This window comes from Sneathiella sp., assembly GCF_041689005.1.
Taxonomy (GTDB): Bacteria; Pseudomonadota; Alphaproteobacteria; order Sneathiellales; family Sneathiellaceae; genus Sneathiella.
This window is the reverse complement of sequence record NZ_JBDNHC010000106.1, coordinates 21,222-47,718: the sequence shown is the minus strand read 5'-3', so window position 1 is coordinate 47,718 and position 26,497 is coordinate 21,222. Positions and strand designations below refer to the sequence as shown.

Below are 26,497 nucleotides of genomic sequence, written 5' to 3'. Positions count from 1 at the left end.
ATTCCTCCTCAAGGTTAGTTCTGCGGGCGTTCCGGCGGGGCAGGGCTGTTGACGCCGCCCCGCCGCCGCCAATTTACGAGTATCGGTCCGGCGACAGCACAGCCAAGGCCGACAAGAAACAGTTGAGAAAGATGTTCATTCAGGATGAGGGCACCGAACGCGGCTGCCAAAATCGGCGCAATGGGCACATAAATCGCCGTCTGCGAGGGTGATAATTGCTGCAATCCCCAGTTAAAAATCAGCAGGCTCACGGCGGCGGCAGGACCTGACAGGTAAAATATCCACATCCAGTCTTTCGTCGTATAACCGGTTAATACGGAACTAAGACCTTCGCTGTAGGCGACGGGGAAAATAGCCATGGTGCCAGCGCCCATGCCGATGATGGTCATCAGCAGGACCGACCGGTTTTGCATCAACCGACTGGAAAAGGTGTTATAAATTGACCCGCAGCAAACCGCCATGAAAAACAGCAATTCACCGGTCCAGCTTTTACTTGCGGCCTCCGGCGCGAACGCTTTTTCGCCTATGGCAACGGCGACACCAATGATCGACAGGATGGCGGCGAACAGCTTGAGGCTGGTCAGGGTATCGCGTCCGGTGGCGGCGGCAAGCAACATCGTCATGATCGGGATAAGGGCGAATATGACAGCCCCGCGCGAGGCGGTAATTTTCTCAAGCGCTGTATTGATGAACAGATGGAACAGACCGAACTGCAGAACACCGAGAAGGATAATGATAAGAATGACATTCAGCGGCAACTTTTGCCGTTTTGCTTTTGCCCCTAACAGGAAGGGCAGCAATATCAGCACCGCGAGGCCATATCGGAGAAAGCCGAGCGTTGCCGGTGCCTCGTTGTCCGCCATGATTGCCCTGACACCGACAAACGATAGCCCCAGAAGCATGACGGCAAAAAGCAGCGCCAGATGCGGTAGGAGAGCGGAAACGGGATGCGATATTTTTCCGCCTTGTGGATGAACTTCAGGCAAGGCCAAGGCTGTACATCGTATAGGCACCGAGGGAGATCGTGGCGACGCCAACGGTGGCCTGCAGGCCGTTATAAGCCCATGTCATCGAGGTTGCCGAATAGCGCAGCGGCACCGCAATCACGGCGGAAAGCGCGGCCATCCCGATAATGGAGCCGAAGCCAAACAGGATGATATACAGCAGCCCGGTAAAGGGGTCGTCGATCGTTCCGGCAACAAGAAGAACAAGCGCTGCCGACCCGGCAAGACCATGCATAATACCAACGGCAAGGACACGGGCGGTCAGCCCCTTCGAATGTTTGTGATCATGAGGCGAGGCTTGATGAACACCTTCGCCGCGATGCGAATGGGCATGAATATGAGGGCGGCTTTCAGGGTCATGCTTGTGAAAGTGAAAATGAATGCGATCCTTGACGAGACGACGAATAACGTCGACCCCGAGGAGAACGAGCATCACACCCACCGTGAATTCCAGCCAATGAGCGAGCTGGTCGGGAACGGCGCTGTTCATGAAGATGACAATCGTTCCGACACCGAGAAGGGCGAGAGTATGGCCAAGCCCCCAAACCGCACCATGAACGATAGTCTGGGCCACCGTCTTGCTGCCCGTTGCAAGGCTGGCGACCGCGGCGACATGATCTGCTTCGAGGGCATGGCGCATGCCGATGAGAAAACCAAGTGTAAGAATTGAAAAAATTGTCGCCTCCGTGATGTAGTTCTCTCAGGCGGGAGGAACGGGTTGCAATTTGGAACATGCCTTTGGGGAGGCTCTGTCCGAACAGTATAGATCGCCAGTCAAATTCGCCAGTAATATTTTTGATGTCGGCTGTCTTCATGATCTAAAAAATTGACGCCCCAATCGCCATTAGTCTCCAGCTGTTGGCTGTGCTGAAAAAGAAAGCGAAAGATTGCTATAGGCCGGATTTTGCGTCACGTCCTTGCCAAGCCAGTCCGGCCTTGCAAAGGATTGCGCTATGCTCTTTAGTTCTATTTCCGCCAGGATCAGGCCGCCCACCGGGGCGGCGAATTCATCGACCTCCCAAAGCTGGCCGTCCGGTCCTTTTACGTTATGGCGGGTTTTACGAATTATTGCCCCTGTCGCCCGGTGAAGCTGGGCCTCCACATCCGATTTGGGAATTTCATATTCAAATTCATCGCGAGCCAGGACCGTGTCGGAAACAGAGGGGTATTTCAGAGTAAGGATACCCTGATCACCGACAAGCCTCAGCCTTACCGTCGGCGACTGGTCAAGGCCCGTGAGGTAAAACTGCACAATGCGCGCAGACGACAGAATATCGGCTTTCCAGCCGTCATTGGCGACGAGGTATTTCCGTTCAATTTCCATTATGCCATCTTCTCCAACCGGGTGTATCAGCAGCCTCTCAGCGTTTTTGCCATCTGTCCGAAAAGGTCGCCCGCGCGCTTTTCATAGCTGATGGGAATGCGTTCGGGGTTAATCGGCGTGATCTTGCCGCCCTCTTCCGCCGCAAATTTAAACGAGAAGGCATAACTGGGGTAATAGCCGATACGCAGATCTGTAACTGTCAGGGCATCTCCCGACGTTCCGTAGGTATAAAAACCGTCGGTGAACCATTCCAGACGCTCGACCGGAGGCGGGACTGTATCTAGTCCCTCCGGCATGGCGTGGCGATCCGCGGTGATGAGATCGCGAATGGGGCAGTCTTGAACAAGACTAGTCAAGCCTGTTGAAAATCTATCATCGGATATCGCCGTTACCTGCCATATCAGCAGATTGAGCGGTGTCGGTTGAACATGAATCCGCATGCCCGCGAGTTGCGGATCCGTGGCCGCGCGGGCGGCGATGACAAAGTGGCTCATTACGCCGACCGCAAGGTAGCCCGTTGCCAAGGCCAGCAAAATCCCGTTTGTCTTCAAGCCTCGACCCGGTCGCTTACGGGCAAAAAATATCGTTAAAACGCCTGCGAGCAGGAGCAGGGTGTAAAAGGGATCGATAATAAAAACCGACGGAAGGGCAGCCGGTGGGGAGGTCGACAAGGGCCAGAACAACTGGGTTCCGTATGTCGTCAGGGAATCGAGCAGGCTATGGGTGATAAGGGCCAGCCAGACCGTCAGGAATAATAGTTTCCTGTGAGCTGCGGTTGAGGGAACAATCTTACCGACGATAATCGCAATGACCGGCGAAATAATCGTCTGGACGATGAGGGAATGACTGAAACCGCGATGGTGGGTCATGGAGGTAATGGGATCGTCGTAGGGAATGAAGCTGTCAAGATCTGGTAATGTCGCGACCAGACCACCTATGAGCAAGGATTTCGCGCCAATCCGGGGACCGAGTAATGCTCCTGAAATACTCGCGCCCAGAAGAAACTGTGTCACTGAATCCATCTACAGGCCTTTTGACTTTGTGGTCGAACCGAACACTGCCCTCGGCCCTGTTAATTCAACTTGCGAATTGTATTGTCAACCTGAACCTGAGATAACACAAGATCAGTTCTTCCGATGGACGTCCCGAGGAATGATCCTATCGGCGGTTATGGCCCATATTTTGTGGCAGCGCCTTCTATTAGAAAGCTAGTCAGATGACATTTCCTCATATTGCTCTGGCACTTCTGGTAAGTGCCATATGGGGGTTTTCCTTCGTCGCCTCAAAAGTTGGCCTCGATCATTTTACGCCGCTATTTTTTACCTCGTTACGGTTCCTGATGGTTGCGGCCTTGCTGTCGCCCTTTCTTAAAATCATCAAGGGCCGGATGCGGGCGATTATCTGGATCGCGATCACCGTCGGCGTATGCCATTTTACCTTTCTTTATATTGGAATTAATGTGGCCGGAGGCGTAACTGCTGTCGCTATAACCAGCCAGCTAATTGCGCCCTTTTCAGTGATACTCGCCGTTTTGGTTCTGAAGGAGACAATTGGCTGGCGGCGTGTTCTCGGGATTGTGATGGCGTTCAGTGGGGTTATTGCAATCGGCTTCGACCCGGTTATTTTTAACCAACTGGAAGGGGTCGCTTTCGTTGCCGGGGCGGCTATGTTCATGGCGGTAGGATTGATTTTAATGCGGCAGATCCGGAATGTCGGGACAATGACATTGCAGGCGTGGATTAGTGTCATATCCGTACCACCCCTTATTCTGCTGTCCTACCTGATCGAGGAGGGGCAGAGGGAATCGCTGCTGTCGATGGACTGGGAGGCGTTCGGCGCGCTGCTCTTTGTCGTCGTCGTAACAACGATCATTGCCCATGGCAGCTGGTATTACCTGCTGCAACGATATCCCATCTCCGTCCTGACGCCCTATGGGTTGCTGGCGCCCATTTTCGGTGTTGCGTTCGGGGTGCTGCTGTTCTCGGAGCCTATTACGCTGCGTTTTATAATCGGCGGTACGATTACCCTTGCCGGGGTCGCCATTATCAATTTACGCGGTGCCAAGGTACAGTCACAGGCAGTGGCTGATCCTGAGATCTAGACCGGATCGCCGGTAATGACATCACGCCAGATCAGCGATTGTCTTCTAGTTGGGATTTAAGTCGGTCGAGAAATCCAAAGAAATCGCGTTTTTCCCACTCGCGCCAGCCATCAAATGTTTCTGCCATGGCTATTTCCAGCTTTTCTTCGGCTTTCTTGTGGGCGGTTGTTCCTGCATCCGTAATAAACAGGGTTTTCGAACGGCCATCGTCAGGGTTCTCATCCGCTCTGAGGAAGCCCTTATCAAGGAGCTTGCGGACGGTCTTGGTGATGCCGGGCTGCGGTTGTTGCAGGGCCCAGGAAATGCCGGAGACGGTTTTGCCATTCTTCGGCTGACCCACAAAATGGTTGAGGATGATATATTGCGGTAGGGGCACGTTGGTGCTTTCCAGCAACTGACGCATCCTTGTATCCGTCACCTGACTGATAATGCCAATCCAGTTCATGATCCGAAAATCCGGAGAGGAAGGATCATTTTTCCGATCGTATTTTTCTGGTGTCACCGGATCAGTCATGTAAAGACTATATCAGGCATTTTTCGCTATGGGGAGAGGGAAACTGCATTTCGGTTTTGGGCACAAGACAGTCGCACAAATCCTCGGTCTTTTCTAAAGAGAATTCAGGAAGGCCAGTAACTGCTGGCGCTCTGGCTTATCGAGGGCGCGGTATTTCTCCTTGGCGGCCTTGGCCTCGCCGCCATGCCAGAGGACTGCCTCCTCGATCGAGCGGGCCCGGCCATCATGCAGGAACCGGGTGTGGTTGTTGACAGACTCGACCAACCCGATCCCCCAGAGCGGGGCCGTCCGCCATTCCGTCCCCGTCGCCTCAAAGTCAGGGCGGCCATCCGCAAGCCCGTCCCCCATGTCGTGCAGCAAAAGATCCGTAAATGGATGGATGGTCTGGTTTGACAGAATATCAAGATCCGGATGTTTGCCGGTGACAAAGGTCGGAATATGACAACCGCCGCAGCCAATGGCGGAAAAAAGCTTTTCCCCGGCCAGAACATCTGCCTCGTCCGCATGTCGGCGTGCGGGGACAGCGAGTGTCTGCGCATACAAAGTCAGCTTTTTTAGAAACTTGTCGCTGAGTTGAACACCGGTGCCCGTTGGCGCCGCACGGCAGGCGGTTTGTACCGAGGGGCAGTTTTCTACCGGAAACAGGGTTGATGTGAGCCCCATATCGCCGTTCGCCGCGGCGGCATCCTGGTGCATCAGGCTGGCGACATTGGATTTCCAGCCGAAACGGCCGATTTCAACGGATTTTTTAGCCTGATCCCAGACATGATTGATCCGTCCCGAAATACCGTCCGCGTCGGCATCGTCCGGGTCCGCAAGTGCCTTCAAGTCCTCATTACGGATGGCTTCGAGCAGGCCAAGACCAATAACCGCAGGGGCCACCCGCGGCGAAATCATCACGTCGCTGCCAAGTGGGCCGAAGGCGAGGTCCGAAAAATGGTAGCTCGGCGCGGCAAGGGAATAGGGGGTGCCGTCCTCGAATTGTCCGGGGATCTCCGTTGTTTCGATCAGCACTTTTCCTTCGGCTGGAACATCCGGGATGGCGCGGTCGTTCAATTGATCACCGTAAGCCGGATGCGGTTTGGGACCACCGTCCTCATTCCGGCCGGGCACGCTCAAGCGGATCAGCATCGAGAGCAGCTCATCGCCGTATTTTTCAGGCGGTTGCCCGCGGCCATCGCGCAAATGGCAGCCGGAACAGGAGACGCGATTGAAGATCGGGCCGAGCCCATCAAGCTTCTTGACCGATGCCGGCGCGATAACCCAGTTGGTGTTGAACAGCTTGTTGCCAAAGAAAAACACGCGCAGGTCATGCCGATTGATATTTGCCGCCGGCAAGGAAAAGGAGTTGCGCCCCCGCGTATGCTGGGTCGTGTCGCCGCCCGGGCTATCGCCGACAGGCACAAAAGCCTGAGGCGACATTTCTCCCGCGCACGCCACAAAAGAAAGGAAAAGCAGGATGGGCATAGATGCCCACGCAACATATTTCATTTAGATACTCACCAAGTTGGAGTGACCGTTTAGCCGCCCGTTGGGACCACGACCATCACTCCCAGTAATTTTCCGATTTCCTTTATCACATCGGATTGCGCCTGTAACGCCTGGATAACGAGTTCCGCTTCGGCGCGCGCGGGATCATCCGCCGCGGAGGCCAGAATTGAATCATATGGATAATTCAGTTGGCTAATGGCGCCGTCGGTCTTGTTGAGGGCCGCGATCATCTTGTTATTCAGGTTGGGGGCGAGACTGGCCACCAGCGTATCGAGACCGGCACCGGCAACATCGCCATAGCCGCCGAAGTAAACGTTTCGAATGCCCCGCTGATCAAAGATGACGTCATTGAGGGTATTGTCGGAAAAGCAAGATTGTTCATCTTCCTGGTCGCCGCTGTCTATGCCGGTTGCAATCCGTTCGTTGGCAAGCTCGAATTCACTCAGCGTTGCGAGCGATGTCAGTATCCGGCCTAATGCCTCCTTGTCTTCCATGGCGATGAATTTAGTGGCGTAATTGTCCGGATCGTCTGCCGCCCAGGCTTTTACCAGGAAATTAAGATCTTCAATCACCATCTCGGTCACCGTCGTCAGATACAGGCGCCGCCGGTCATTGTTGCCCTTACCGGCAATAAAATCTGACACCGGCCGGGTGCCGGCGGAAGTCGGGTTCATGTCCTGGCCCCAAAGCAGGAATTCGATGGCATGATAGCCGGTGGTTACGTCCGCTTCGTCCTCAACCTGATCCTGGCTGCGAATACTGGCCGCGGTGAGGGGAATGGACGGGTCATTTATCAACCCGCCCTTTGGATTGCCTTTCGTGTAATCGATAAACCCTTCGTTCAGGGGCCAGGCATTGAGATGCCCTTCCGGTCCTTCCTCTTTCGTCTTTTCATCGACGAAATCGATCGGTCCTTCATAGAAGCGGAAAGCCTCCGTCTGCAAATAGCTGGTTCTTGCATTGATCCAGGCATTTCGGGCCGCATTCAGGCTGTCCTGTGACGGATTTTCCAGTAATGCTTTAATTGCCGTTTGCAGGTCTTTTGCATCGGCGAGGGTTTGTTCATAGGTGGCCAGAACTAGCGCGGCGTAATTGGTAACGACCGGATGGGCATTATAATCCGGAATGTAACCCGCGGCATCCTTGGATAAAGCGTAGCTTGAAATATTGCGGACAGGATCAGTTTGCGAAGCATATCCCGATGTGGCAAGAGATAGGGCCAGCACGGATGCAGATGTAATCAGGGCTATATTTTTCATAGAATTTTTCCTTTAACTTAAAAGTCGATGGCGTAGGACACCAGTAGGCCAAGGCCTCGTGAATCAACGTTATCCTCTTCGGCGACACGCCAGGCGGCAGCCACGCCGAGACCCATATCGAAAAGATAGCCAACGGTCACATCAACCACATAATCGTCGGTGTCGACGCCTCCGGTCTCGGTATTGCGTTGCTGATATGTGGAGGAAAGGACCCATTTCTGATAATTCAGCGCGGCCCCGGCCGTTAAATAGGCTGCGGTATCATCATCGATGCCGCCCGCATTTTCGAAATAGGCATATTCCACGATCGGGGCAATGGTAATGTCCTCATTGACCGTAAACGCATATTCCGCGCTGGCGACATAGCCGTATTGACGGCTGTTTCCATCCTCGCCGGAGGCGAGGGAGGTAAAGCCGGCGTGGTAGAGAAATCCGGCCAGGCCATCAATGCCGCCATCGAGGGCGAGGGCATAAGATGATAAGCTATCAGTGTTGGTAGGGCCGCCGTCGGAAACATTCAGGGGCCCGCGCTGTGTGCCAATGGAATTGCTGAGAAAGGTCGTGTCCTGAAAGAACGTACTGGCGGAGATCGTCTGTTCGCCGCCGGCATGGAAGCCGACATAGCCGCCGAAACCAATCATTTCTGAAAATTCGTAGTCTTCATTCAGATCGACACCATAAATCCCCGGGGCAGCATCCCAGGCAATACCAAAATTAGGCGTGAATTTACCGGCATAAACGCCGAAATTGTCACTGTCGTAGTTTGCCGTAATAATGTTGAGGTAACCGCCCAGATCTTCAAACGCGCGATCCGAAGTGGCATCTTCAACCGGCTCCAGGGTCGCCTCAAGATTAACTGAAAATTTCTTACTGAATGTGAAGGCTGTCCCGAGAACGATGGTCGGGTAGAGATCATTGATTTCCGCATCGGGATCGTCCGATTTATATGTCCAGTCATTTTCAATTTCAATCGAAAGTTCCCCCGACACATTGGGATATGATGGCTCTTCCGCCGCTGCAGAAAAACCATATAGGGCTACCATCGAAGCCATTGTTATCGCCGTTTTCATTTTTTTACTTCCACTCGTTATTTATTCCGATGTTCGCTCAGCGAAGAGGGCGGCTTGGGCCCTCGGGTCTGCGACCCCCGCAAGCCCGCATAACATTGTCAATAATGATATTAAGAATGATTTGCAATAAAAAAATGAGAATGATTACTATAGGCATATGCGATCCAGCGTTTCAGACTGTTGTAAACGGGTCGAAGCTCGAACAGTTCTTTGTGCTGGCACGGCAATTTAATTGTCCCTGAAAAGCGGACCATGGTAGGAACAGGCACTTATATTCGGTATGGTTGGAAAGATATTGAGCGACCCGATCCCCGGTTCACCCGGTAAAACTGCTGCATCTACCGCCATTTATGGGCGACTGCTGCGTGAATATGTATCGCCATACAAGGTGCGTTTGTTCGCGGCCGTTGTTTTTATGGTGATCAGCGCCTTGACGTCCGCGGCGACCGCGTTTGTCATGAAGCCGATTGTTGATAAAGTGTTTTTTGAGAAGAACGGGGAGTTCGTTTTATATACGACCATCGCCGTTATTTTCATATTTGTTGCCCGCGGCTTTGCCGCTTATGGCCAAACCCTTATCATGGACTGGGTCGGAACGCGGGTTGTCTCAGATATCCAGAAGACCCTGTTCAAGAAACTTGTTCTCGCTGACCTTGCCTGGTTTCACGGCAACCCGCCGGGCAATCTGGTCTCCCGGTTTGTTTTTGATACGAATTATCTGAAAACGGCGGCCACCCAGACACTGGTCGTACTCACCAAGGATAGCCTCACGGCAATTTTTCTGATTGCCTCCCTGTTTTACTATGACTGGAAGATGGCGCTTTTTATTCTAATTGCTCTTCCACCGGGCGCGCTCGCTATTCGGCAGTTGGGCAAGCGATCGCGCAAGGCCTCGCACAAGGTTCTGGAGCAGACGGCTGATTTCAGCTCTTTTCTTGATGAAAACTTTCAGGGCATCCGTGTGGTCAAGGCCTATGGCCGGGAAAAACAGGCCTCTATACAGGGGGATGAGGTTATTGAAGGACGGTTCAAATATCAATACAAGGCTCTGCGCATAGCGGCGTCAAGTGGTCCCATCGTTGAAACGCTTGCCGGGTTGGTCGTGGCCACGGTGATTTTTTACGGGGCAAGCAACGTGATAGACGGGCAGTTGACCCCCGGAACATTTTTTGCTTTTATCACGGCGATTATGCTGGCCTACCAGCCGACAAAGAGCGTTGCCAAGATATTCCCGCAAATGCAGAGCGGGCTTGCCGCTGCCCATCGTATCTTTGACTTGCTGGACATTCAGCATGAGATTGTCGATTCCCCGTCGGCGGCGCCGCTCGAATTTCATAACGGGAAGATCGAATTCGATCATGTGAGCTTCGCCTATAACCCCGAAGAAATTATCCTCAAGGATATCTCCCTCACCCTGCCGGCGGGTAAGCGTGTTGCTCTGGTTGGACCCTCAGGGGGCGGAAAAACGACCATCCTCAACCTTATTCCGAGATTCTATGATATCAGCGGCGGCCAGATTCTGGTGGATGGCCAGAATGTCCGGGACGTCACGCTGCAGTCGCTGCGCCAAAACATTGCCCTTGTCAGCCAGGACGTGTTTCTGTTTGACGACACGATCAGGGCGAATATCGCCTACGGTCGCGATGACGCCAGTGAGGAGGAGATCATCAGGGCTGCGAAATCTGCGGCGGTTCATGAATTTGTCACGGCCCTTCCGAAAGGATATGACACTCTTGTCGGCAGTCAGGGCGTGCGTTTGTCAGGCGGTCAGAAGCAGCGTATTTCCATTGCCCGGGCGATGTTGAAGGATGCACCGATTTTGCTGCTGGACGAGGCGACGTCAGCTCTCGATACTGAATCAGAGAGAAAAATCCAGAATGCCGTCAAGCAATTGATGAAAGGGCGAACATCCTTGGTGATTGCCCATCGACTGTCGACGATTCTGGATGCGGACTTGATAAATGTGGTGGTTGCCGGTGAGATAGTGGAAGCGGGGACACATGACCAACTTCTCAAGAAAGCGGGCGTCTACGCCGAGCTTTACAATCATCAATTCGCTTTTGATGGCACGGTGACGCCGTTTCGGGAAATCAAGTCCTGACACTTTCCGCGCTGCTTAGGCCAGTGTAAAACGTCTCAATCGCGCTGATTACCCGGCCGGGCGGCAGTGGGTCGGTGCCGTCGTCGCGGCGTATAACCGGCGTGCCCCCGGGCTCGGTTGTCAGACACAGGGACCTCTCACCCCAGGGACGATAGACCTCGGGCTTGCCGATTCCGAACAGGCCCACCGTCGGAATATTGACGGCAACGGCAGTATGCATCAACCCGGAATCATTCCCGACAAATAAGGCGCATTGCGACAGAACGGTTGCGGCCTCCATCGGAGTGGTGCGGCCGACGAGATTAATGACCTGTGCCTCTGGCAGGGCCTCAACGACGGGCATGGCCTGCGCCTCCTCTCCCGGGGCACCGAAAACGGCGACGCGGGCGCCGTCAAGGACGCCGCCGGTCCCTGTCAGACGCTGTGCCAACGCCAGAAAATTCTCATGATGCCATTGTTTCTGATAGAAATTTGCCGTCGGGGCAATCGCCAGTATTTTGGCGCGACCGCTGGCGGGACCGAGCCAGCGGTCAGCAGCGATAAGTTGAGATGGGGTCGGCAGGATGCGGGGCGGGAGCGGGTGATCGACGCCGATCAGTCTGGCATTGGCGACAGCTTTGTGAATGCCGTCCTTACCGCCTTTCCAGATATGGCGGTGCCGTGCCGGAAGAAAACCCAGAAGCGAAGCCCGGAAATCGACAATACGGTGCCAGTACACCGGGCCCAGACTGAAGGCCACTTCCGGCCAATGCAGGCTGAACCGGCGCTTGCGCACACCGATAACCCGGGTAACGCCGGGTATAGCTTCAAAAATATCCCTTGGAATTTCGCCGCAAACGACGGTGACAGCGCTGTCAGGCTCGGTTTCAAGAAGATGATGCAGGACCCCGGTCGTCAGGACTGCATCCCCTAACCGGTTCGAGGCGACAAATAAGGTTCGCTTCATGACAGCACCTTTTGAAAACTAATTTTGGTACCGGCTACATATACGATTATTGATGAGGCCTCCATGATTTTCGGTTTTGGGTGAATTTAGGCCTCTGGTTTTCCGCGTTCTGGGTTAGGATGGTTGCGCTGACCCGCGGGTAAAATTGATTTCAGGAGGCAGGATATTGGGTATTGTATTTTCGGGCAACGCCGCCATTGGCCGACGGCTTCACATTTTAACGGCAGCGTTCATCGTCCTGATAGCGATACTTGCGCCCACCGCCAACGCCGACGAAGCAAGGCTGGCAATTCAGGGCAATATCAAGTCGGAGAAGGGCGCAATCTATTTTAGCCCCGGCGATATGGCCGCTTCCAGTCCAACGAAAATTGTGACGTCAAGTCCCTGGACCACCGGTAAAACCACGTTCCGCGGCGTCCTGCTGCGGGATATCCTGAAATCAGTCGAGGCTGAAGGTACAATATTGAAGCTGTCGGCAGTGGATGGCTACACGGTGAAAATCCCGTTTTCCGACGCCGAGGAATATGATGTCATCATCGCGTATAAAATGAACGGGGAGTGGCTCGACCCGGATATCTATGCGCCCTTCTGGATTATCTATCCTTACGACAGCGATAAAAACCTCGCCCAGGAAAAATACTACGGTCGCTCTATCTGGCAGCTGACTAAGCTGGTGGTGGAGTAACCGGGCGGGGCGCAATGGTACTGGAATATAGCAAGCGGAACTGGTGGCTTATCCGCCACGCGCCGGTTCTCTCCCCGACCATATGCGGCCAAAGCGATTTGGCTGCTGATATGTCCGACCGCGCAAGATTGCAAGCCCTTGCAAGTCTTCTGCCCGATGGCGCCGAGGTGTTTTCCAGTGATCTTCTGCGCTGCCGGGAGACGGCGCGAGAGATATTCAGCCATAGAGACGGCCATGCCGATACCCCGACCCTGCTGGCCTCCCTGCGGGAGCAGGATTTCGGTGACTGGGAAGGGCGAAGCCATGCAGATGTCGAACGGGAAGATCCGGCGGGGTATCGCGCTTTCTGGGAAAACCCGGCGGAAAACCGTCCTGCAGGGGGCGAGAGTTTCAGTCAATTGGTCGCCCGCGTGCATCCGCAGATTGACGCGCTATGGCAAGCGGCGACTGCTGATAACATTATTATCGTTGCTCATGCCGGAACGATCCGCGCCATTGTCGGCCTGGCGCTGGGGTTGACGGTGGACAAGATGCTTGCGCTGTCGGTCGCGCCATTGTCGCTCACGAGCCTGAGCTCCTATAGAAAAGGCGATGACGCAGGCAGCTGGCAGGTCAATTATATCAATGATCAGGGGGCGGCGCTTCACCGCTGACGCCGGCATCGGCAAAACTTGCCATGCCCGTATGCGTGGCGATGGCACCCTTCACGACACCTAGGGCGAGAGCAGCGCCCGAGCCCTCTCCCAGTCGCATGCCGAGAGAAAGCAGTGCGTCTTTCTGTAAATTCTGTAATAAATTCCGGTGTCCGGGCTCAGCCGAGACATGGGCCGCAAGACAGTGATCGAGGGCGGATGGGTTTGCCTTATACAGGATCGCCGCCGCCGCACAGACGACGAACCCGTCAAGCAGGACTGGGATCCTCTTGTGCCGGGCAGCGAGAATTGCCCCCGACATGGCAGCAATTTCCCGTCCGCCCAGATGCTGGAGGATTTTAACCGGGTCATCGAGTATGTCGGCATGGCGGGCAAGCCCGGCATCGATAACGGCGGCTTTCTTCTCTACTCCCTGTTGGGAAACGCCGGTGCCGGGACCGGCCCAGTCGGCGCCATTACCGCCAAACAGGGCAGCCGCTAGGGCCGCCGCCACGGTGGTATTGCCAATTCCCATTTCCCCGACGACCAGTATATCGGCATCATCCCCGACTTTCTCCCAGCCGGTCTGCACCATTGCCGCGCAATCGGCCTCGCTCATGGCGGGGCCCCGTGTGAAATCCTCCGTCGGATGATCAAGGTCCAACGCGGTGACCGAAAAAGTCGCCTCAAAAACCTTGGCAAGTTGATTAATGGCAGCGCCCCCGGCGTTGAAATTCGCGACCATCTGCGCCGTCACTTCTTGTGGAAAGGCGGAAACCCCCTGATCGCATACCCCGTGATTCCCGGCAAATATCGCTATTTGCGGGCGGTCGATCGTTGGCGGATGACGACCCTGCCATCCCGACATCCAGACCGCGATCTCCTCCAGGCGGCCAAGTGCACCGGCAGGTTTGGTGAGCACAGCGTCCCGCGCCGCAGCCTTGCTCGCCGCGGTAACATCAATTTTGGGCAAATCAGCGAGCTGTCGGCGAAATATATCGAGGGGGGAAGAGATTACCATGGGATTCCAGACTGTAAAACACGCGGCGAAAAATTAGCGCCATTCTAGGGAACTAATAATAGATTGCAATCGTTAGGGCAGTACCAGCAAAAGGCGAGATAGCGCCAGCCCGGCAGGTATGTCGATGCCATAGATATTATTCGACCGGTATGGAAATTTTTATTACGGATAACCAATGTAAATCTTATTGATTTAACGAGGGAGACGAATGTGACAGAAAAAAAGCTCGCGGCAGGTGCTAAATTTCCGGTCTTGTCCCTACCGGTGGTTGCGGGCCGAGATATTGTACTGGGCGATGCCGGTCAACTGGAGGATCGTTGGCAGCTTATCGTTATATATCGCGGCAAGCATTGCCCGATCTGCAAACAATATCTGGCGACACTGGAGGAATTGAAATCCGAATTTGCAGCCGAGGATATTGATGTCATCGCGGTTTCCGGGGATAGCCTGGAAAAGGCCAAGGCGCAGGTCAATGAAGGATCCCTTACTTTTCCGGTAGCTTATAATCTGAAGCTGGACCAAATGTCTGAACTCGGCCTGTATATTTCAGACCCCAGGTCGCCCGAGGAAACAGACCGCCCCTTTGCCGAGCCAGCTCTTTTTGCCGTTCGGCCGGACGGGCGGGTGCAAATCATAGATATATCGAACGCGCCGTTCGCACGGCCGGACCTGAAAGCAATATTGAAGGGACTTAAATTTGTGCGGGCGAAGAGCTATCCGGTGCGGGGAACTCACTAAGCGGCTTGCCTGCAATACATAGTTGTAATATATTAAATATATATACGATATAAGTGTACTAATCCGTTAGGCATGGCAATAATTATGACGGAGAGAGTTATAAGGACTTGGACAAATGGGTGAACGAAATAACGCGGCAGCCCTCCCAACGGGCATGAGAGAGAGTGTTAAATGCAAGGTAAAATGGTTTAACACAATGAAAGGGTTCGGTTTTGTGGAACCACTGGACGGATCGGACGATGGATTTGTTCATATCTCTGTCCTGCAGTCCATTAACCTGCAGGGACTGCCCGAAGGAGCACTCATCACCTGTGACCTTTATACGGGGGAGCGCGGAATGCAGGTTTCAAGAATTCTCGATCTTGGGCCGGCGCCCGTATTGCAGCGGATGAATGATGACGGCGAGCTTGTCGCTGGCACCGTCAAGTTCTTTAACCCACAAAAGGGATTTGGTTTCGTCACCCCGGATGACGGCGGGGACGATATTTTCGTCCATATGAAGATCCTTGAAAAGTCCGGGCTTGCTAATCTTGTGATGGCACAGCGGGTACGACTGAACGTTTCCAATGGTGAAAAGGGCCCCACAGCAGACGGGGTCGAAATTATTCCCATCTGACTCCCCATCTGGTTTTCGACTTTGATCCGGGATAATTGCGCCCCAAGACGGCATTAATGCTTTCGGTGGGCTAAAATCATTGCTAAATTGAAAAAGAATAGGCAGTCTCGCCGTCAAGGTAGTATGTAAGTACACCTGAGAAAAATAATAATAACATTCAGGAGGAAATCGCGTTGTCTAACATTTTAACAGGTATCAGGGTTTTGGATTTTGGCCGCTATATTGCCGGACCCTACACCGCGACGGTCCTCGCTGATTTTGGTGCCGAAGTGATTCGTGTTGAAAAAATCGATGGCAGCGAGGATCGGTTTATAACGCCGCTCAGTGAAGATCAGACCGGGGATGGCGGATTGTTTTTGCAAATTGGCCAGAACAAGCGCGGCATGACCCTTAACCCGATGAAGCCGGAAGGGCGGGAAGTGGTCAAACGACTGATCAAGACGGCCGACGTTGTCGTCGCGAACCTGCCGATAGAAACCCTGGAGGCGATGGGGCTCGATTATGAGAGCCTGAAGGCGGTTAAGGAAGATATCATTCTTTCGCATGCCTCGGTTTTCGGCGATGTGGGACCCTATAAAAATCGTATCGGTTTCGATGGGCTGGGGCAGGCAATGTCCGGGGTCATGCATATGTCCGGCAAGGATGGTGAACCGCGCAAGCTATATAGCCCGTGGGTCGATTTTACGACGGCGTTGATGGGCGCGCTGGGCGTCATGGCGGCCTTGCGGCACCGGGACGCGACCGGCGAAGGTCAGCTCATCGGAACGTCGCTGTTTGGCTCCGCCATCCTGATTTCCAGTGTCACGCTGCTGGAGCAGGAGATGCTGAAGCTAAATCGCGTTGGGACGGGTAACCGCTTACAGAATGCCGGACCGGGTGATACGTTCAAAACGACGGATGGCTGGGTGCTGGTGCAGTCCCTCGGCGCCCGCCTGTTTGAGCGCTGGACGAAACTGGTCGGCGAGGAACACTGGCTCACGGATCCGCGATTCGCGACGGATCAAAAACGCGGCGACAACAACCATCTGCTGACGGAGCGTATGGCAAAATGGTGCGCCGAACGGACGACCAAGGAAGCCATTGCCGCAATGGACGAGGTAAGATTGCCTTGCGGCCCCGTTATGTCGCCGCAGGAGGTTCTTGAGGACCCGCATCTTGAGGCAATGAAGTTAATGAAACATGTCGCCTATCCGGGACTTGAAAAGGATGTTCTTCTGACCGAATTGCCAATCAAGATGTCGCGAACCGACACCAGTATGAAACGTCGTCCGCCGACCCTGGGCGAACATACGGATGAGATTATGCAAAGCCTCGGATATTCCAGTGACGAGATCGCCGAATTGAAATCAAAGCGTATCGTTTGAGACAGACGCTTGCACCGGGAGCCAGTGGTCGAGGAAATTATCAAGCCAGGCACGAAGACCGGTGTCGTGCAGACGGCGGCCGTTAAATTGGGCTTCGGCCGACTGGGCGCCCGGATCAGATAGCATATGGGCGGCCTTGGTCGCCCATCTTCGGTTCATGGCCTCGGTGACCTCTGGGTGGAACTGGATCCCGTAAGCGTTTTTTCCGACCCGACAGGCCTGGTTTGGAAACAGTTCGCCCTGGGCCAGAAGCGTTGCTCCGGTGGGTAGATCAAATCCCTCGCGATGCCATTGATAGGCCTGCATCGGTTCGGTGAAGAGGGGGCTTCCGACCTCTGTCGGCGTCAGGAGATAATAGCCGATCTCGCGATATCCCTCATGATGCTCACAGACTTTCGCCCCGAGAGCGCGGGCCATGATCTGCGCCCCAAGGCAAATCCCAAGATAGGGCGTTTCGGAGCGCAAGATGACATCGATCAGTTTTGTCTCGGCACGAATATAGTCCTCATGATCGTCATTGGCACTCATCGGGCCGCCCAATATGATGGCGGCGGCATGATCGTCCATGGTGGCGGGCAGGGGATCGCCTATCGCCGGAATACGCAGATCAAGCTCGAACCCGCGGGTGCGGATCACTTCGCCGACGCGGCCGGGATCCGACGTCGCCTGATGCATGACGATAAGTACTTTCTTGGGAGAATTTTCACTACTCATACAATAATCCGGACCTTCAAACATACGGCGCCCCGTTCATAGTGTATCTTTCAATGGGCCGCAGACAAGACCATATAGGAATAATAGCTGAAAATGATTTCCAAATACTTATCATGAAAAGGGCGGGAGTGACGACATGAAGTATCCAAGACTGGTATCAATGCTGCTGGCGGCAACGACAGGCTTGATGGCGTTAAACGCAGCGGCGGATAGTAACAAGGTGGGCGCGGAAATCACAATCCGCGCCTCGGATTTGCCAGCGCCTTACGCGACACCGATGGCCGCCTTGCAGTCCCGGGTCGTCAGTACCAACAAGGAAGGCGAGTTGAATTTGCCGCCAATGTTTCACGTGAAACCTTTTCGGCGCAACCTGACGAATGCGAGATGGCTGTTGGCGCTGAAAAACGGCGATGTCCTTCTGGCCCAGCCACGCGCCGGGGAAGTTACACTGCTGCGTGATGCTGACGGTGACGGGATCGCTGAAATCGAGAAACCGCTTGTGGTCGATCTCGACCGGCCCCACGGCATGGCAGTTGTCGGCGACTGGCTCTATATCGGCGAGCCGACACAGGTTCGCCGCGTGCATTTCAATGTCGGGGATACGGAGGCCACCGGTGAGATAGAGGAGGTGACTGAAAAGGGCTCCCTCGGGAACGGGCGCGGCCACTGGACGCGCAACCTTCTGTATGACTCCGCGGACAACGCCCTTTATATCTCGGTTGGCAGTAGCTCGAACGTCGGTGTCGAGCCGTTGCCACGGGCCAGTATCCAGAAACTCTATCTCGATGATGGGCGCATGGAAACGGTCGCATCGGGACTGCGCAATCCGGTCGGCATCGATTTCAATCCCGCGACCGGTGCCCTTAATGCGGTTGTTAATGAACGTGACGGCTATGGCGACGGGCTGGTTCCCGATTACCTGACCGAGGTTAAAAAGGGCGGATTTTATGGCTGGCCCTATGCCTATTCCGGCAAAATTCCCGATCCGGATTATGCCAAAAAGGCCCCCGAAATGGTCGAGAAGTCGATCCTTCCCGATGTTCTGTTTCAGGCCCATTCGGCGCCTTTGGGGCTCGCCTTCTATACCGGCACGCAGTTTCCCGCGGACTATGTCAATGACGCGTTTGTTGCCTTTCAAGGTTCGTGGAATTCGTCGAAGCCAACGGGATATAAGATCGTTCGCGTCCCGTTCAAGGACGGTCATCCAACCGGATCCTATGAGAATTTTGCTACCGGTTTCCGCATTGAGGCAGAGGATTCTGGGGCGGCGAAGATATGGGGCCGTCCGGTTGGATTGACGGTCGCGGCGGATGGAGCGCTGCTTGTCGCCGACGAAGTCAGCAATACGGTCTGGCGTATTAGCTATGGTGAATAATGGAGAAAACCGGATATCAGTAGACTCTCTCGCTGCCGGAGGATATATCAGGATGCTTTGGCTGTCCGATCCTCGCTATACGCGGACGGCATCACTAGTTATATTTTTTAAAGCGGTTGAAGAGAGCTGGGCATGAGTTGGACTGACGAACGTATTGAAAAACTGAAAAAGCTCTGGGGTTCCGGGAAGACGGCGGCGGAGATCGCGGAAGTCCTTGGCGACGTCACCAGAAATGCTGTGATTGGCAAAGCCAATCGGCTCGGCCTTTCTTCGAAATCGGCCCCGACGGTCGCCAAACCGAAGAAGAAAACCGTTCCCGCGCATCGCGCCTGTCAATGGCCCATTGGTCATCCGGGCGAGTCCCATTTTCATTTTTGCGGGGACGAAGCCGTGCCGAGCAAGCCCTATTGCCTCAAGCATTGCAATATGGCGTATCAAAACAAGGACAACAGCTAGAAACCCAGGGATCAGCCTCTGGCGGTGGTTGTTTATGCCTGCTTAAACATTTCCAGGTTAAGCGACAGTTTCTCCCCCAGCCACAGGGCGTTATACTGATGGTCTTCAAGGTCGTCACCGGTTTCCGGATGCACAAGGATATCCAGCCCTTGCCGATTAATCATCAGCCAGGGGACAATCTTGCCAAAATCACTGACCGGGAAAATCACCTGATACATGGAGGTGGGATGCGGCCCGACGGGGCGGTCATGCCACCGGCCCAGAGTGACCTCAAATTGCTCCCCTAACTGCTCACGGACCTGTGCTGCAATGTCTTTTGTATCCGCGCTGTAATAAATATGGGCGTGATAGCCGTGGATGGTTTCTTCTGAATTTCTGGGCATGAGGGTGACTTTCCAATATATGATAGCCATGTCCGGCAGAACCTTGTTAACATATTCCACTTCTTCGTATATTCAATAGGAAACCCTATGGTCCGAATAACCACAGAAGCATAGCAAGCCGCCCGCATTGGGCATTATAATAATAACCGGAGGTAACCCGTGCCCTACGAACATATTCTTTATGACATTGACGATCAGATCCTGACCATTACCCTTAACAGGCCGGATAATCTGAACGCCTTTACACCCATTATGCGCGAAGAATTGATCGATGCCTTTGACAAGGCGGATGAAGACGATATGGTGCGCGCAATTATTGTAACGGGTGCGGGACGAGCATTTTGCGCCGGTGCGGACCTTAAAAAAGGCAAGGATACCTTTAATTACAAATTGCGCGGGGAAGAGAAGGAAGGCGAATTGCACCGGGATGGCGGTGGCCGTGTGACTCTCCGGATGTTCCGGTCGAAAAAGCCGATCATCGGCGCGATTAACGGGCCGGCCGTCGGGATCGGTGCCACCATGACCCTGCCGATGGATATCCGCCTTGCCTCTGACACGGCGCGGATTGGTTTCGTCTTCTCCCGCCGGGGGATTGTGATGGAGGCCTGCAGCAGCTGGTTCCTGCCGCGGCTGGTCGGGATTTCACAAGCCGCTGAATGGGTGTATTCGGGCCGAATTTTCCCGGCGGCGGAAGCCCTGAAGGGCGGGCTGGTGAAAGCCGTGTATCCTAGTGACGACCTGCTTGCGGCTGCACGGGCCCTTGCGAAGGAGCTTATTGTGGACTCGGCGCCGGTGTCGGTCGCGCTCTGCCGGCAGATGATGTGGCGGATGCTTGGGGCGGATCATCCGATGGAAGCCCACAAGATCGACAGCCGTGGGATCACTGCCATGGGACAAAGCGCTGATGTCGCGGAAGGGGTAAGTTCCTTCCTGGAAAAGCGTCCGGCAAAATTCAGCATGAAACCATCGACGGACATGCCGGAGTTCTATCCTTGGTGGGAAGAGCCGGAGTTCAAATAGCGGGCGAGCGCCAACATAGGGCAAGCCTAAATCGCAAGAATTTGCAGTCTTGCCTTGCCCTCTCGATTTCAGACCATTAAATGTAGGGCATCGATAACCGGGCAGGTATAAATATGTTAGCTCTCCTTGGGTTGATCAGCACCCTGATTCAGATTTTTATCTGGCTGCTGATCGCCAACGCAATCTTAAGCTGGCTGGTGGCATTTAATGTCGTCAATACCAGCAATCAATTTGTCGCAACGATCGGCAGGTTCCTGTACCGGATCACCGAGCCTCCGTTACGGCCGATTCGCAGGATTATTCCGTCGATGGGGGGGCTGGATGTCTCGCCAATCATTCTGATTTTGCTGCTGATTTTCCTGCGGAATCTGATGTTTGAGTATGTCCCGCGGATGGTGTGACTCTGCCGTTCCGGGCGAGTGATGCCGGGTGCCTCCTTGATATCCGGCTGCAGCCCGGCGCGTCTCAGAACCGGATCGACGGGGTCGTTGCCGACGGGGAAGGATGCCTGCGCCTGAAAATAAAGGTGACGGCGGTGCCGGAAAAAGGCCGTGCAAATTCGCTCCTGATCAAATTACTGTCGAAATCAATGAAGCGCCCGCAACGGGATTTTGAGATTGTATCCGGCAGGCAGGACCGCAATAAGACTATGTTGATCATCGGGGACCAGCGACAAACGCGGCAGGATCTCGAAATCTGGATAAAGACAATTTGACCAATCGGTCCGGTCAGGGGGAGAAGGATGACGGCGGATATTATTGACGGAAAAATCTTTTCGGCGCGCGTACGGGAAAAGGCCGGAAAACAGGTGGCGATGCTTCAGGCTGATCACGGATTGACGCCGGGTCTCGCGGTGGTCCTGGTCGGGGACGATCCTACCAGCCGGGTATATGTCCGCAACAAGGGGATCGCAACGACGGAAGCGGGCATGAAGTCCGAAGAAATCCGTCTTGAGACGACGGCGACGGAGGCCGAGGTTATGGAGGTTGTCCATCGCCTGAACGCCGATCCGACAATCCACGGGATCCTCGTGCAGCTCCCGCTTCCCGAACAGGTTGATGAAATGGCGGTGCTCGATGCCATCGATCCGCTGAAGGACGTTGATGGTTTTCATGTTATCAATACGGGCCGGCAGGCTGTTGGGTTGCCCGCGATGGTGCCCTGTACGCCGCTTGGCTGCTTGATAGTGCTGAAAGAAACACTCGGCGACCTGTCCGGTCTTGAGGCTGTGGTTGTCGGGCGGTCCAATATCGTCGGCAAGCCAATGGCAAGTCTGCTGCTGGCGCAGAATTGCACGGTGACCATTGCGCATTCCCGGACCAGAGACTTAGCCGGGGTTTGCCGCCGCGCTGATATTCTGGTGGCCGCCGTTGGCCGCCCTGAAATGATCCGCGGCGACTGGATCAAGCCCGGCGCCACGGTTATCGACGTCGGCATCAACCGCATCCCGAAGGAGGATGGCAAGACCAGGCTGGTTGGTGACGTGTGTTTCCCCGAGGCGATGGACGTGGCGGGTGCAATAACGCCAGTGCCGGGCGGGGTTGGCCTGATGACGGTTGCCTGCCTGCTCGCCAATACGATTACCGCCGCCTGCCGTCAGGCAGGAATTGCGGAGCCGGAGGTTTAAATCCCGCGAGATGCCCCAAACTTTGGGAGATTTCCCCCGCATCTGATCCGGAAATTTTTTAAATCCGTGATCGTCGGCGCGTTTGTGGGAATTGTTTTTTCCATTATCTTCGTGGCCCTGCCCGCCGCCGGGCTTATGCTCGCGATCAACAGCTTCAGTCTTGGCTGGAACACGGGATGGGTGCCCACCGCGCCGACCATCATGGCCCTTGGTGCGCTCACGGGCGGCCTGTTTTCAGGCGGCCTGTTTATCAAGGACCAGCTTATCCCTTACGTGGAAGAGGTTCCTGACTTCGAAGACAACGATGATCCAGGAACAGACCTGCGCCCCTGAAACCCTATGTTTTCTGCCGATGTAACAGGCGCAGGCGCAGGGCATTAAGCTTGATGAAGCCCTCGGCATCGCGCTGGTCGTAGACGGTGTCTTCCTCGAACGTTACATGCTCCATGGAATAGAGCGAATAAGGGCTCTTGCGGCCGACAACGCTGGCCCGGCCCTTGAAGAGTTTCAGGCGAACGGTGCCAGAGACTTTCTCTTGGCTTTTATTAATCAGTTCCTGCAGCATTTCGCGCTCCGGTGAGAACCAGAGGCCGTTATAGATCAATTCAGCATAGCGCGGCATCAGCTCATCTTTTAAATGCATGGCGCCGCGGTCAAGCGTGATCTGCTCGATCCCGCGATGGGCTTCGAGCATGATCGTACCGCCGGGTGTCTCGTAAATCCCGCGGGATTTCATACCGACAAAGCGGCCTTCCACCAGATCAAGCCGCCCGATGCCGTTGGCACCCGCAACCTTGTTAAGCGCGGTCAGCATTTCGGCGGGGGATAGGCGCTTGCCATTGAGGGCGACAGGATCGCCTTTTTCATATTCAATCTCGATATAGGTGGCAATATCGGGGGCATTCTCCGGGGCGACAGTGCGGGTATAGACATACTCACCCGCTTCCTCCCACGGGTCTTCCAGCGCCTTGCCCTCAGCCGAGATATGCAGCAGGTTGGCATCGACAGAGAAGGGCGCCTCGCCGCGCTTGTCTTTCGGGATCGGGATCTGGTTTTTCTCGGCGAATTCGATGAGTTTGGTGCGCGAATTCAAGTCCCACTCGCGCCACGGCGCAATCACCTTGATATCGGGATTGAGTGCATAATAGCCCAGCTCAAACCGGACCTGGTCATTACCCTTGCCGGTGGCGCCATGGGCGACGGCATCGGCGCCGACCTCGCGCGCAATCTCGATCTGCCGTTTGGAGATCAGCGGGCGGGCGATGGCCGTGCCGAGAAGATACTGTCCCTCATAAACCGCATTGGCGCGGAACATCGGGAAGACAAAATCGCGAACGAACTCCTCGCGCAGGTCATCAACAAAAATTTGCTTGATTCCCATCATTTCTGCCTTGGCCCGCGCGGGTTCCAGCTCTTCTCCCTGCCCAAGGTCTGCGGTGAAGGTGACAACCTCACAGTTATAGGTGGTTTGCAGCCATTTCAGGATCACAGAGGTATCGAGGCCCCCGGAGTAGGCCAGAACGACTTTCTTGATGTCTTTTGACATGACAAACACTTTCTGATGGGAATCTGTTTTGTGTCTCAATTTGCAGCGCGCAACCTAAGTGAAAATGACGCGTCCTGCAAGGGGCAGAATGGTAAGGTTTTATGTTCTTTTTTCGGGCGTCCTGCCGCTTGGGCTGTATCTCCTCGCGCAAGTTTGTCGTCTGAACGTCGCTACGACCGGTGGGGATAGTGGATAATCGTGAGCACGACCGCGTCCTCACTCCCTGGGTTGCGATAGCCGTGCGGGGCATCACCCCGAAAGCGGATGGAATGCCCAGGGCCGAGTGCCTGCCAGGCGGCGTCGGTGTAAATTTCCATTTCGCCAGATAGAACGGTAATATATTCGACCACGCCGGACTCATGCGGTTCCGAGATCCGTTCGTAGCCCGGCAGAAACGTGAGTTCCATATATTCAAAGCCAAAGCGGGCCTCAAATGGGAAGAGCGGGGCGACCGCCATGCCCTTTTCACCTGGATTCTGGCGCAAGGCGTCGGCAGAGCGAACAAGCGTATTATCGGCGCCCGCCGGCAGCGGCTCAATCAGCGAGGATACCGAAACCTCGAAGCCGGTCGCAAGTTTCCATAAGGTCGCCATGGTCGGGCTTGATTCCCCGCGCTCGATCTGGCCGAGCATGGCCTTGCTCACTCCGGTTGCCTCCGCGGCCGCATCCAGACTCCATCCACGGTCCTTGCGGATGGACTTCAGAGTGCGGGGAAGATGATCGTTCGGATCTTGCATTCAGGCCTCAAAATTCGGTCTTGTGCGTTATAGCATACAGATGTTATGCTGCCGCCGCTTGTACGTTATAACGCATATTCGGCCCAAGGATAGATCAAATGTTCCGGTTTTTCGCGCCCGCCTATATCTCCGCCGGGTTTGTTTCCGTTCTTATCGGCTACGCCGGGGCGGGGGCAATCATTTTCCAGGCGGCCAACGCGGCCGGGGCCTCAACCGCGGAGATCAGTTCCTGGCTCTGGGCCCTCGGGGTTGGCATGGGGGTCGGCACCATCTCGCTCACGCTCTGGTATCGCCAGCCGGTTTCCATTGCCTGGTCGACACCGGGGGCGGCCTTGCTGGTCACCAGCCTGCCGGGCCTCTCGCTGAACGAAGCGATTGGCGTCTTCCTGTTCAGCTCGCTCCTCATTACGCTTTGCGGCCTGACCGGGCTGTTTCGCAAGATCATGGATGTCATGCCGCAATCGATGGCGGCGGCGCTGCTGGCGGCAGTGCTGTTGCGCTTCGGCCTCGATGCTTTTGTGGCGATGGAAAATGACTTCAGTCTCGTAATCGTTATGTTGCTCGTCTATATCGTGGCGCGGCAATTGACGCCCCGCTACGTTATTCCGCTCACGTTCCTCGCCGGTATCCTCATGGCGGCCTTTACCGGAATGATCACGGATTTCCAGCTAGACCTCACCCTGACGACACCGGTCTTTGTCATGCCCGCCTTTGACTGGACGAGCCTGATTGGTGTCGGCATCCCGCTTTTCATTGTGACAATGGCCTCACAGAACGTCCCCGGCGTTGCCGCACTCCGTACTCATGGATATGACGCACCTGCCTCGCCAATCATCAGCTGGACCGGCATCATCGGCCTTATCCTCGCGCCTTTCGGGGGCTTTGCCTTCAATCTTGCGGCCATCACGGCAGCTATCTGCATGAGCCCGGATGTTCATCCAGATCCTGCAAAGCGCTATCCGGCCAGCCTCTGGATGGGGATTTTCTTTTGTCTCGCCGGGCTGTTCGGCGCGACGATCACGGAGCTTTTTACGGCTTTTCCGGCGTCTCTCATCATGGCGATCGCCGGTCTCGCGCTGCTCGCGACCATTGCCAACAGCCTGCATGGTGCCCTCAATGACGAGGAGGGACGGGAGGCCGCAATCCTGACGTTCCTGATTACCGCGTCGGGTATGACGCTGCTTTCCATCGCTGCGCCCTTTTGGGGGCTGGTGTTTGGCATGCTCGCCCATCTCTTCAAGAAACGCTTTACGGCGATGAAAAAGGGATGAAAACTCTCCGGTAGGTTATGGTGGGGGCATAATGCTGACGGTTGCAATAAAAGCGGAGAAGTTTGAGGACTGGCAAGGATTGCTGTCGCTCCTGTTCGAAGCCTTCGCCTATATGGAGGCACGGATCGACCCGCCGTCATCCCTGCATTTGCTGAACGAAACGACGATCATCCAAAAAGCGGCGGAGGAAATCGTTCTTCTAGCCTATGACGGTGACAGGCTTGTCGGATGCTGCTTCCTGAAAGACCTTGGTGAGACGATGTATCTTGGCAAGCTCGCGGTTCGCCGCGAGGGCCAGAAATCCGGCATCGGGATTGCCCTTGTGAATTACGCTATTGATCTTTGCCGGGCAGAGGGGAAAAAACGGATTGAATTGCAGTCACGCATTGAACTTGTCGAAGTTCATGACTTCTTTCGCCGCCGCGGCTTCGCGCAGGCCGGCACTACGGCGCATAAGGGCTATAACCGGCCAACCAGTATTACCATGCAGCTCCCGTTATAA

The 26,497-nt window shown here is 55.0% G+C and carries 30 protein-coding genes; 16 read left to right on the top strand and 14 right to left on the bottom strand.

Features of this window, described 5'->3' with window-relative positions:
* Nucleotides 1–14: 14 nt before the first annotated feature.
* The 4 genes from ACESNI_RS12545 to ACESNI_RS12530 form a co-directional block, all read right to left on the bottom strand.
* A complete protein-coding gene (locus ACESNI_RS12545; RefSeq protein ID WP_373087254.1) occupies nt 15–992 on the bottom strand; it encodes a DMT family transporter in 978 nt (325 codons plus the stop codon).
* Nucleotides 979–1,644 carry an urease accessory protein gene (locus tag ACESNI_RS12540; protein ID WP_373087251.1) on the bottom strand — a complete coding sequence of 222 codons (666 nt, stop codon included), beginning with the start codon at nt 1,642–1,644 and terminating at the stop codon, nt 979–981. The genes ACESNI_RS12545 and ACESNI_RS12540 overlap by 14 nt, the downstream gene beginning before the upstream one ends.
* A gap of 204 nt (nt 1,645–1,848) precedes the next feature.
* Nucleotides 1,849–2,328 (bottom strand): CYTH domain-containing protein, encoded by a 480-nt coding sequence (locus ACESNI_RS12535; RefSeq protein WP_373087248.1) that lies wholly within the window; start codon nt 2,326–2,328, stop codon nt 1,849–1,851.
* Nucleotides 2,329–2,354: 26 nt separating this feature from the next.
* On the bottom strand, nt 2,355–3,350 hold the full coding sequence (locus ACESNI_RS12530; protein ID WP_373087245.1) for a metal-dependent hydrolase: 996 nt from the start codon (nt 3,348–3,350) through the stop codon (nt 2,355–2,357).
* A gap of 194 nt (nt 3,351–3,544) precedes the next feature.
* On the opposite strand from ACESNI_RS12530, the gene ACESNI_RS12525 reads away from it, so the two are divergent.
* On the top strand, nt 3,545–4,429 hold the full coding sequence (locus tag ACESNI_RS12525; protein ID WP_373087242.1) for a DMT family transporter: 885 nt from the start codon (nt 3,545–3,547) through the stop codon (nt 4,427–4,429).
* Between the two features lie 31 nt (nt 4,430–4,460).
* On the opposite strand, the gene ACESNI_RS12520 is transcribed toward ACESNI_RS12525, so the two are convergent.
* The 4 genes from ACESNI_RS12520 to ACESNI_RS12505 all read right to left on the bottom strand — a co-directional run bounded on the left by ACESNI_RS12520 (nt 4,461) and on the right by ACESNI_RS12505 (nt 8,745).
* The gene (locus ACESNI_RS12520) at nt 4,461–4,943 is read right to left on the bottom strand and encodes a MarR family winged helix-turn-helix transcriptional regulator (RefSeq protein WP_373087240.1); all 483 of its coding nucleotides are present in this window, start codon (nt 4,941–4,943) and stop codon (nt 4,461–4,463) included.
* 93 nt (nt 4,944–5,036) lie between these two features.
* Nucleotides 5,037–6,365: a di-heme oxidoredictase family protein gene (locus ACESNI_RS12515; protein ID WP_373087238.1), complete on the bottom strand. Its 1,329-nt coding sequence runs from the start codon at nt 6,363–6,365 to the stop codon at nt 5,037–5,039.
* 98 nt (nt 6,366–6,463) lie between these two features.
* Complete coding sequence (locus ACESNI_RS12510) at nt 6,464–7,693, bottom strand: imelysin family protein (RefSeq protein WP_373087236.1); 1,230 nt, start codon at nt 7,691–7,693, stop codon at nt 6,464–6,466.
* Between the two features lie 17 nt (nt 7,694–7,710).
* Nucleotides 7,711–8,745, bottom strand: coding sequence for a hypothetical protein (locus tag ACESNI_RS12505; RefSeq protein WP_373087233.1), 1,035 nt, complete (start codon nt 8,743–8,745; stop codon nt 7,711–7,713).
* 313 nt (nt 8,746–9,058) lie between these two features.
* Here ACESNI_RS12505 and ACESNI_RS12500 point away from each other — a divergent pair, with 313 nt between their 5' ends.
* Nucleotides 9,059–10,864: an ABC transporter ATP-binding protein gene (locus ACESNI_RS12500; protein WP_373087230.1), complete on the top strand. Its 1,806-nt coding sequence runs from the start codon at nt 9,059–9,061 to the stop codon at nt 10,862–10,864.
* Here ACESNI_RS12500 and ACESNI_RS12495 read toward each other — a convergent pair.
* A complete protein-coding gene (locus tag ACESNI_RS12495; RefSeq protein ID WP_373087227.1) occupies nt 10,854–11,810 on the bottom strand; it encodes a glycosyltransferase family 9 protein in 957 nt (318 codons plus the stop codon). The genes ACESNI_RS12500 and ACESNI_RS12495 overlap by 11 nt on opposite strands.
* 166 nt (nt 11,811–11,976) lie before the next feature.
* Between ACESNI_RS12495 and ACESNI_RS12490 the strand changes: the two genes are divergently transcribed.
* Together ACESNI_RS12490 and ACESNI_RS12485 are read left to right on the top strand one after the other, a co-directional pair.
* Complete coding sequence (locus ACESNI_RS12490; RefSeq protein WP_373087224.1) at nt 11,977–12,495, top strand: molybdopterin-dependent oxidoreductase; 519 nt, start codon at nt 11,977–11,979, stop codon at nt 12,493–12,495.
* Nucleotides 12,496–12,509: 14 nt separating this feature from the next.
* Complete coding sequence (locus ACESNI_RS12485) at nt 12,510–13,148, top strand: histidine phosphatase family protein (RefSeq protein WP_373087222.1); 639 nt, start codon at nt 12,510–12,512, stop codon at nt 13,146–13,148.
* On the opposite strand, the gene cobT is transcribed toward ACESNI_RS12485, so the two are convergent.
* Nucleotides 13,117–14,148, bottom strand: a complete 1,032-nt coding sequence (cobT, locus tag ACESNI_RS12480; RefSeq protein WP_373087219.1) for a nicotinate-nucleotide--dimethylbenzimidazole phosphoribosyltransferase — start codon at nt 14,146–14,148, stop codon at nt 13,117–13,119. The two genes, ACESNI_RS12485 and cobT, sit on opposite strands and share 32 nt — an antisense overlap.
* A gap of 210 nt (nt 14,149–14,358) precedes the next feature.
* On the opposite strand from cobT, the gene ACESNI_RS12475 reads away from it, so the two are divergent.
* The 3 genes from ACESNI_RS12475 to ACESNI_RS12465 all read left to right on the top strand — a co-directional run bounded on the left by ACESNI_RS12475 (nt 14,359) and on the right by ACESNI_RS12465 (nt 16,866).
* The gene (locus tag ACESNI_RS12475; protein WP_373087216.1) at nt 14,359–14,886 is read left to right on the top strand and encodes a peroxiredoxin-like family protein; all 528 of its coding nucleotides are present in this window, start codon (nt 14,359–14,361) and stop codon (nt 14,884–14,886) included.
* A 115-nt stretch (nt 14,887–15,001) separates the two neighbouring features.
* Complete coding sequence (locus ACESNI_RS12470) at nt 15,002–15,502, top strand: cold-shock protein (protein ID WP_373087213.1); 501 nt, start codon at nt 15,002–15,004, stop codon at nt 15,500–15,502.
* 173 nt (nt 15,503–15,675) lie between these two features.
* Nucleotides 15,676–16,866: a CaiB/BaiF CoA transferase family protein gene (locus ACESNI_RS12465; protein WP_373087211.1), complete on the top strand. Its 1,191-nt coding sequence runs from the start codon at nt 15,676–15,678 to the stop codon at nt 16,864–16,866.
* Here ACESNI_RS12465 and ACESNI_RS12460 read toward each other — a convergent pair.
* Nucleotides 16,849–17,580 (bottom strand): glutamine amidotransferase, encoded by a 732-nt coding sequence (locus ACESNI_RS12460; RefSeq protein ID WP_373087208.1) that lies wholly within the window; start codon nt 17,578–17,580, stop codon nt 16,849–16,851. The two genes, ACESNI_RS12465 and ACESNI_RS12460, sit on opposite strands and share 18 nt — an antisense overlap.
* 136 nt (nt 17,581–17,716) lie before the next feature.
* Here ACESNI_RS12460 and ACESNI_RS12455 point away from each other — a divergent pair, with 136 nt between their 5' ends.
* Together ACESNI_RS12455 and ACESNI_RS12450 are read left to right on the top strand one after the other, a co-directional pair.
* Nucleotides 17,717–18,955: a sorbosone dehydrogenase family protein gene (locus ACESNI_RS12455; protein WP_373087205.1), complete on the top strand. Its 1,239-nt coding sequence runs from the start codon at nt 17,717–17,719 to the stop codon at nt 18,953–18,955.
* Nucleotides 18,956–19,087: 132 nt separating this feature from the next.
* Nucleotides 19,088–19,411, top strand: coding sequence for a GcrA family cell cycle regulator (locus ACESNI_RS12450; protein ID WP_373087203.1), 324 nt, complete (start codon nt 19,088–19,090; stop codon nt 19,409–19,411).
* Nucleotides 19,412–19,443: 32 nt separating this feature from the next.
* Here ACESNI_RS12450 and ACESNI_RS12445 read toward each other — a convergent pair whose 3' ends face one another.
* Nucleotides 19,444–19,794 (bottom strand): DOPA 4,5-dioxygenase family protein, encoded by a 351-nt coding sequence (locus ACESNI_RS12445; RefSeq protein WP_373087201.1) that lies wholly within the window; start codon nt 19,792–19,794, stop codon nt 19,444–19,446.
* 159 nt (nt 19,795–19,953) lie between these two features.
* Between ACESNI_RS12445 and ACESNI_RS12440 the strand changes: the two genes are divergently transcribed.
* The 5 genes from ACESNI_RS12440 (at nt 19,954) to ACESNI_RS12420 (ending at nt 22,774) form a co-directional block, all read left to right on the top strand.
* A complete protein-coding gene (locus tag ACESNI_RS12440; protein ID WP_373087198.1) occupies nt 19,954–20,814 on the top strand; it encodes a crotonase/enoyl-CoA hydratase family protein in 861 nt (286 codons plus the stop codon).
* Nucleotides 20,815–20,927: 113 nt separating this feature from the next.
* Nucleotides 20,928–21,215: a YggT family protein gene (locus tag ACESNI_RS12435; RefSeq protein WP_373087195.1), complete on the top strand. Its 288-nt coding sequence runs from the start codon at nt 20,928–20,930 to the stop codon at nt 21,213–21,215.
* Nucleotides 21,212–21,529 (top strand): DUF167 domain-containing protein, encoded by a 318-nt coding sequence (locus ACESNI_RS12430; protein WP_373087193.1) that lies wholly within the window; start codon nt 21,212–21,214, stop codon nt 21,527–21,529. Before ACESNI_RS12435 ends, ACESNI_RS12430 begins: the two co-directional genes overlap by 4 nt.
* 27 nt (nt 21,530–21,556) lie before the next feature.
* On the top strand, nt 21,557–22,441 hold the full coding sequence (gene folD / locus ACESNI_RS12425; RefSeq protein WP_373087191.1) for a bifunctional methylenetetrahydrofolate dehydrogenase/methenyltetrahydrofolate cyclohydrolase FolD: 885 nt from the start codon (nt 21,557–21,559) through the stop codon (nt 22,439–22,441).
* Nucleotides 22,442–22,525: 84 nt separating this feature from the next.
* Entirely contained in the window at nt 22,526–22,774 is a 249-nt protein-coding gene (locus ACESNI_RS12420; protein WP_373087188.1) for a hypothetical protein, read from the top strand.
* A gap of 4 nt (nt 22,775–22,778) precedes the next feature.
* Here ACESNI_RS12420 and ACESNI_RS12415 read toward each other — a convergent pair whose 3' ends face one another.
* The gene (locus tag ACESNI_RS12415; protein WP_373087186.1) at nt 22,779–23,987 is read right to left on the bottom strand and encodes an argininosuccinate synthase; all 1,209 of its coding nucleotides are present in this window, start codon (nt 23,985–23,987) and stop codon (nt 22,779–22,781) included.
* A 170-nt stretch (nt 23,988–24,157) separates the two neighbouring features.
* The gene (locus ACESNI_RS12410) at nt 24,158–24,724 is read right to left on the bottom strand and encodes a helix-turn-helix domain-containing protein (RefSeq protein WP_373087183.1); all 567 of its coding nucleotides are present in this window, start codon (nt 24,722–24,724) and stop codon (nt 24,158–24,160) included.
* A gap of 98 nt (nt 24,725–24,822) precedes the next feature.
* On the opposite strand from ACESNI_RS12410, the gene ACESNI_RS12405 reads away from it, so the two are divergent.
* Both ACESNI_RS12405 and ACESNI_RS12400 read left to right on the top strand, forming a co-directional pair.
* The gene (locus ACESNI_RS12405; RefSeq protein ID WP_373087181.1) at nt 24,823–25,995 is read left to right on the top strand and encodes a benzoate/H(+) symporter BenE family transporter; all 1,173 of its coding nucleotides are present in this window, start codon (nt 24,823–24,825) and stop codon (nt 25,993–25,995) included.
* A gap of 31 nt (nt 25,996–26,026) precedes the next feature.
* Nucleotides 26,027–26,497, top strand: a complete 471-nt coding sequence (locus ACESNI_RS12400; protein ID WP_373087178.1) for a GNAT family N-acetyltransferase — start codon at nt 26,027–26,029, stop codon at nt 26,495–26,497.